Source organism: Pseudomonas fluorescens (assembly GCF_902497895.1).
In the GTDB taxonomy this organism is placed as follows: Bacteria; Pseudomonadota; Gammaproteobacteria; order Pseudomonadales; family Pseudomonadaceae; genus Aquipseudomonas; species Aquipseudomonas fluorescens_BP.
In genome coordinates this window covers 1-5,108 of the sequence record NZ_CABVHQ010000130.1, presented here as the reverse complement: position 1 = coordinate 5,108, position 5,108 = coordinate 1, and the positions used below count along the sequence as shown (strand labels likewise).

3 protein-coding genes are annotated in these 5,108 nt (G+C 61.7%); 2 read left to right on the top strand and 1 reads right to left on the bottom strand.

The window, feature by feature from the left end; genetic code table 11:
- Window positions 1-249: 249 nt before the first annotated feature.
- On the bottom strand, window positions 250-1,167 hold the full coding sequence (metR, locus tag F8N21_RS29830) for a transcriptional regulator MetR (protein ID WP_150645538.1): 918 nt from the start codon (window positions 1,165-1,167) through the stop codon (window positions 250-252).
- A gap of 106 nt (window positions 1,168-1,273) precedes the next feature.
- Between metR and metE the strand changes: the two genes are divergently transcribed.
- Together metE and F8N21_RS29820 are read left to right on the top strand one after the other, a co-directional pair.
- Complete coding sequence (gene metE / locus F8N21_RS29825) at window positions 1,274-3,586, top strand: 5-methyltetrahydropteroyltriglutamate--homocysteine S-methyltransferase (RefSeq protein WP_150645537.1); 2,313 nt, start codon at window positions 1,274-1,276, stop codon at window positions 3,584-3,586.
- Between the two features lie 333 nt (window positions 3,587-3,919).
- Window positions 3,920-4,954 (top strand): alpha/beta fold hydrolase, encoded by a 1,035-nt coding sequence (locus F8N21_RS29820; RefSeq protein WP_150645536.1) that lies wholly within the window; start codon window positions 3,920-3,922, stop codon window positions 4,952-4,954.
- Window positions 4,955-5,108: the final 154 nt, after the last annotated feature.

Sequence of the window (5,108 nt, the reverse complement as noted above, 5' to 3'; positions counted from 1 at the left end):
GTATTCCAGACACACCGTGCAAGCAGGAGTTTGGCTCGCGTAGCAGCTGCCGAGCCTGCGAGGCTGCGTTCGGCTGCGAAGCAGTCGTAAAATCAGGCGCCGCGGTATTCCAGACACACCGTGCAAGCAGGATTTACGACTGCTGCGCAGCCGAACGCAGCCTCGCAGGCTCGGCAGCTGCTACGGGGGACAGTGCTGAACCTCAAACTCCTGATCGGCATTAGGTCAAGCCCCCGCGCCACAAACTCTTCAGCGCACCACGCTCACCCCATCCAGGGTCGAGAACGAGGTGTCTTTGGCCGTCAGCAGGAAGTCGCGCATGTACGGTGCATCCAGCATATCGGCACGAATCCCGGCGTAGAGCGTTGCAAACAAGCCTTTCTCGCCCAGGCGCTTGGCCTTCACGTAACCCCGTGAACTGTACTCATGCAGCGCCCAGTGGGGCATGCCGCAGACGCCACGGCCGCTGGCTACCAGTTGCATCATCATCACCGTCAGTTCCGAGGTGCGCACTTGCGCAGGTTCGACATCCGCCGGTTCCAGGAAGCGGGTGAAGATGTCCAGCCGATCCCGTTCCACCGGGTAGGTGATCAGGGTTTCGCTGAGCAAATCTTCCGGCACGATGTACGGTTTGCTCGCCAGTCGATGCTGATTGGCCACCGCGAGCATCGCTTCGTAAGTGAACAGCGGCACATAAGTAATGCCCGCCAGCTCCAGCGGATCAGAGGTCACCACCAGATCCAGATCGCCACGGGCCAGGGCTGGCAGCGGGGCGAAGGAGAACCCGGAGGCCAGGTCCAGCTCGACCTCCGGCCAGGCGTCGCGGAACTGGTCGATGGTCGGCATCAGCCACTGGAAGCAGCTGTGGCATTCGATGGCCATATGCAGACGCCCGGCGGTGCCGCCGGCCAACCGCGCGATATCCCGTTCGGCGCCGCGCAGCAGCGGCAGCGTGGCGTCGGCCAGTTGCAACAGACGCAACCCGGCGCTGGTAAATCGCACCGGTTTGGTCTTGCGCACGAACAGTGGCATGCCCATGCGCTCTTCCAGCTCCTTGAACTGGTGGGACAACGCGGACTGGGTCAGGTGCAGGCGCTCGGCGGCTTCCACCAGGCTGTCGGATTCGCGCAAGGCGTGCAGGGTCTTCAGGTGACGGATTTCCAGCACCGGGGCCTCCATGAGGGAAATTTGTGATCAACACGAAAAGGTTGAGTTTGTCTCATGTTGCCCGGAGTGTCGACAATAGCGCCATCTTTTATGGAGGAATGTCGTCATGGCCCTGGCCCACAATCTTGGTTTCCCGCGTATCGGTGCTGACCGCGAACTGAAAAAAGCCCTCGAATCCTATTGGAAGGGCGACCTTGACCAGAGCGCCCTGCAAGCCGTCGGCCGTGAACTGCGGGCCAGACACTGGCAACTGCAGAAAGACGCCGGCATCGACTTGCTGCCGGTCGGCGACTTCGCCTGGTACGACCAGGTGCTGAGCCACTCGCTGACCTTCGGTGTGATCCCCGAGCGTTTCGAAAGCGCCAGGGATGCCCGCGGCCTGCCGACCCTCGACACCCTGTTCGCCATGGCCCGCGGCGCCACGACTAGCTGCTGCGGCGGCGAGCATGCCAAGGCGCAGTACGCTCAGGAACTGACCAAGTGGTTCGACACCAACTACCATTACCTGGTCCCGGAATTCAGCGCTGATCAACAATTCAAGCTGAGCTGGGAACAGTTGTTCGAGGAAGTCGACGAAGCGTTGGCGCTGGGGCACAAGGTCAAACCGGTGATCATCGGTCCGCTGACTTATCTGTGGCTGGGCAAGGCCAAAGGCAACGACTTCGACAAGCTCGAGCTGCTGGAACGCCTGCTGCCGATCTACGGCGAAATCCTCGGTCGCCTTGCAGCCCAAGGCGTTGAGTGGGTGCAGCTCGATGAGCCGATCCTCAGCCTCGACCTGCCCCAGGAATGGAAAAACGCCTTCGAACGGGCCTACCACATCCTGCAATATTCGCCGCTGAAGAAACTCGTGGCAACCTACTTCGGCGGCCTGGAAGACAACCTCGGGCTGGCCGTAGGCCTACCGGTGGATGGCCTGCACATCGACGCGGTGCGCGCTCCGGAACAGCTGGCAGCGGTACTTGATCGTCTGCCGACCTACAAAGTGCTCTCGGTGGGCCTGGTCAACGGTCGCAACGTCTGGCGCTGCGAGCTGGAACAGGCACTGGAACAGCTGCAAATCGCCCAGCAGCGGTTCGGTGAAAACCTCTGGGTCGCCGGTTCCTGTTCGCTGCTGCACAGCCCGGTGGACCTGGGCCGTGAAGACAAACTCGACGCCGAACTGAAGAGCTGGCTGGCCTTTGCCGTGCAAAAGTGTGGCGAAATCGCCGTGCTGCGCGATGCTCTGAACCACCCACAAGCGCCGAACGTGCAAGCCGCACTGGCTGAAAGCCGCGCCGTACAGGCCAGTCGTGTTCGGTCGCCGCGGATTCACAAAGCCGAAGTCCAGGCACGCATTGCCGCCATCAGCGCCGCCGACAGCCAGCGCCAATCGGCGTTCGCCCAGCGTATCGAAGTGCAACGGGCTCGCCTGCAACTGCCAGCGTTCCCGACCACCACCATCGGTTCGTTCCCGCAGACCGCCTCGATTCGCCTGGCTCGTCAGGCCTTCAAACAGGGCAAGCTGTCGGCCAACGACTACACCGACGCCATGCATAGCGAGATCCGCCACGCCGTACAAGTCCAGGAGCGCCTGGGGCTGGACGTGCTGGTGCATGGTGAAGCCGAGCGCAACGACATGGTCGAGTACTTCGCCGAGCAACTCGATGGCTACCTCTTCACCCGCTTCGGCTGGGTCCAGAGTTACGGTTCGCGTTGCGTGAAACCGGCGATCATCTTCGGCGACCTGAGCCGTCCGAGCGCCATGACCGTGGACTGGATTCAATATGCCCAGAGCCTCACCGACAAAGTCGTGAAGGGCATGCTGACCGGACCGGTGACCATGCTGATGTGGTCCTTCCCGCGCGAAGACGTCTCGCGCAAAATCCAGGCGCAACAGCTGGCGCTGGCACTGCGCGATGAAGTGGTCGACCTGGAACAGGCCGGAATCAAGATCGTCCAGATCGACGAAGCAGCCTTCCGCGAAGGCCTGCCGCTGCGCCGTGCGCAATGGCAGGAGTACCTGGACTGGGCGGTGGAAGCGTTCCGCCTGACCGCGTCCGGGGTGCGTGACGAAACCCAGATCCACACCCACATGTGCTACAGCGAGTTCAACGACGTGATCAAGTCCATCGCGGCCATGGACGCGGATGTGATCACCATCGAAACCTCGCGTTCGGACATGGAATTGCTTGAGGCCTTTGAAGCGTTCGATTACCCGAACGACATCGGTCCGGGGGTCTATGACATCCACTCGCCACGAGTGCCGGACACCGCCGAGATGGTCAAGTTGATGACCAAAGCCGTCAAACGCATCCCCGCTGAACGGCTGTGGGTCAACCCAGACTGCGGCCTGAAAACCCGGGCCTGGCCGGAAACCGAAGCGGCGCTGGTGAACATGGTCGCGGCAGCGCGCAAGTTGCGCAGTCAGTTGGCGTAAAACAGCCCGAAACAACAAAGCCGCCACCTTCGAGAGAGGGGGGCGGGTTTTGTTTTGGGGCAACAGGAGGATTTGTATTGGCCATGAATCTGCTATCGCGAGCAAGCTCGCTCCCACAGGTTATGTGTGTCGATCACACCACCATGGTCTGACGCAGATCCAATGTGGGAGCGGGCTTGCTCGCGATGAACGAAGACACGGTTCCGGCCTGCTCAGCCTAATCAGCGACCACTCGGCGATCTTCATCAAACTGTCACACAACTGTGGCAGCGCGCTTGCTCAAAGTTCATCAGACTCGCGCTCTACTGGGGTTCTGCGTTTCGGTGTTTCTTCATGCGTGCATTGTTTTTTCAAACGGCGATTTTGCTGCTCTCGCTGGTGTTCGGCCCGGCGTCTTTTGCGGCGTCTCGATGCGATGTCGATGTCCCGACCCGACGGGTCGAGCTGGATCAGGTCAGCCTGGCTTACCAGAGCATCGGCCGCGCCTCGGACCCGGCGTTGCTGCTGGTGATGGGCCTGGGCGGGCAGTTGATCCATTGGCCGGACGAGGTGGTGGTCGCGTTATGTCAGCAGGGGTTTCGGGTGATCCGCTATGACAACCGGGATGTCGGGCTCTCCACCTGGCGTCAGGCGCCCGTCAACGCCAACCTGACCTTTGAGGTCTTGCGCTACAAGCTTGGTTTGCCGGTGTCGGCACCCTACACATTGACTGACATGGCCGATGATGCCCTGGGCCTGATGGATGCCTTGCAGGTGCGGCAGTTCCATGTGCTGGGCGCGAGCATGGGCGGGATGATTGCCCAGCACATGGCGGCCATGGCGCCGCAACGGGTGGAAAGCCTGACCCTGATCATGACCAGCTCCGGCGCCGAAGGCTTGCCAGCGCCGAATGCGGCGTTGGTGCAATTGCTCTCACGGCGCAGTGCGCCGAATCGCGAGGTGGCGCTTGAGCAGCAGGCGGATCTGCTGGCGGCGCTGGGTAGCCCGCAGGTGGTGGATGATCGTCGGGAGCTGCTGCATCAGGCACAGGTATCTTATGACCGGGCGTTCAACCCCGAAGGCGTGAAGCGCCAGATCATGGCGATCCTCGCGGAACCGAGCCGGGTGGCGTTGCTCAATCAGTTGCGGGTCCCGACCCTGGTGGTGCATGGCACTGCTGATCCATTATTGCCGGTGATGCATGGCGTGCATCTGGCGGCGCATATTCAGGGCAGTCAGTTGAGGCTGATTCCGGGGTTGGCCCATCGTTTTCAGGAGGCATTCAAGGCGCCGTTGCTGGGGGCGGTGCTGCCCTATCTGCAGAGCCATCGCGAAGATACTTCCCATTGGGCGCAGATTGATCCGGTGGTGGGGGCGAATTTGTTGTAAGGCCGGCGGGAATTTTTGTGGCGAGGGGGCTAAGCACTGTCCCCCGTAGCAGCTGCCGAGCTTGCGAGGCTGCGTTCGGCTGCGAAGCAGTCGTGAATCCTGAGGCTGCGGTCAACCTGACACACCGCAGTGCCTGATTTTACGACTGCTGCGC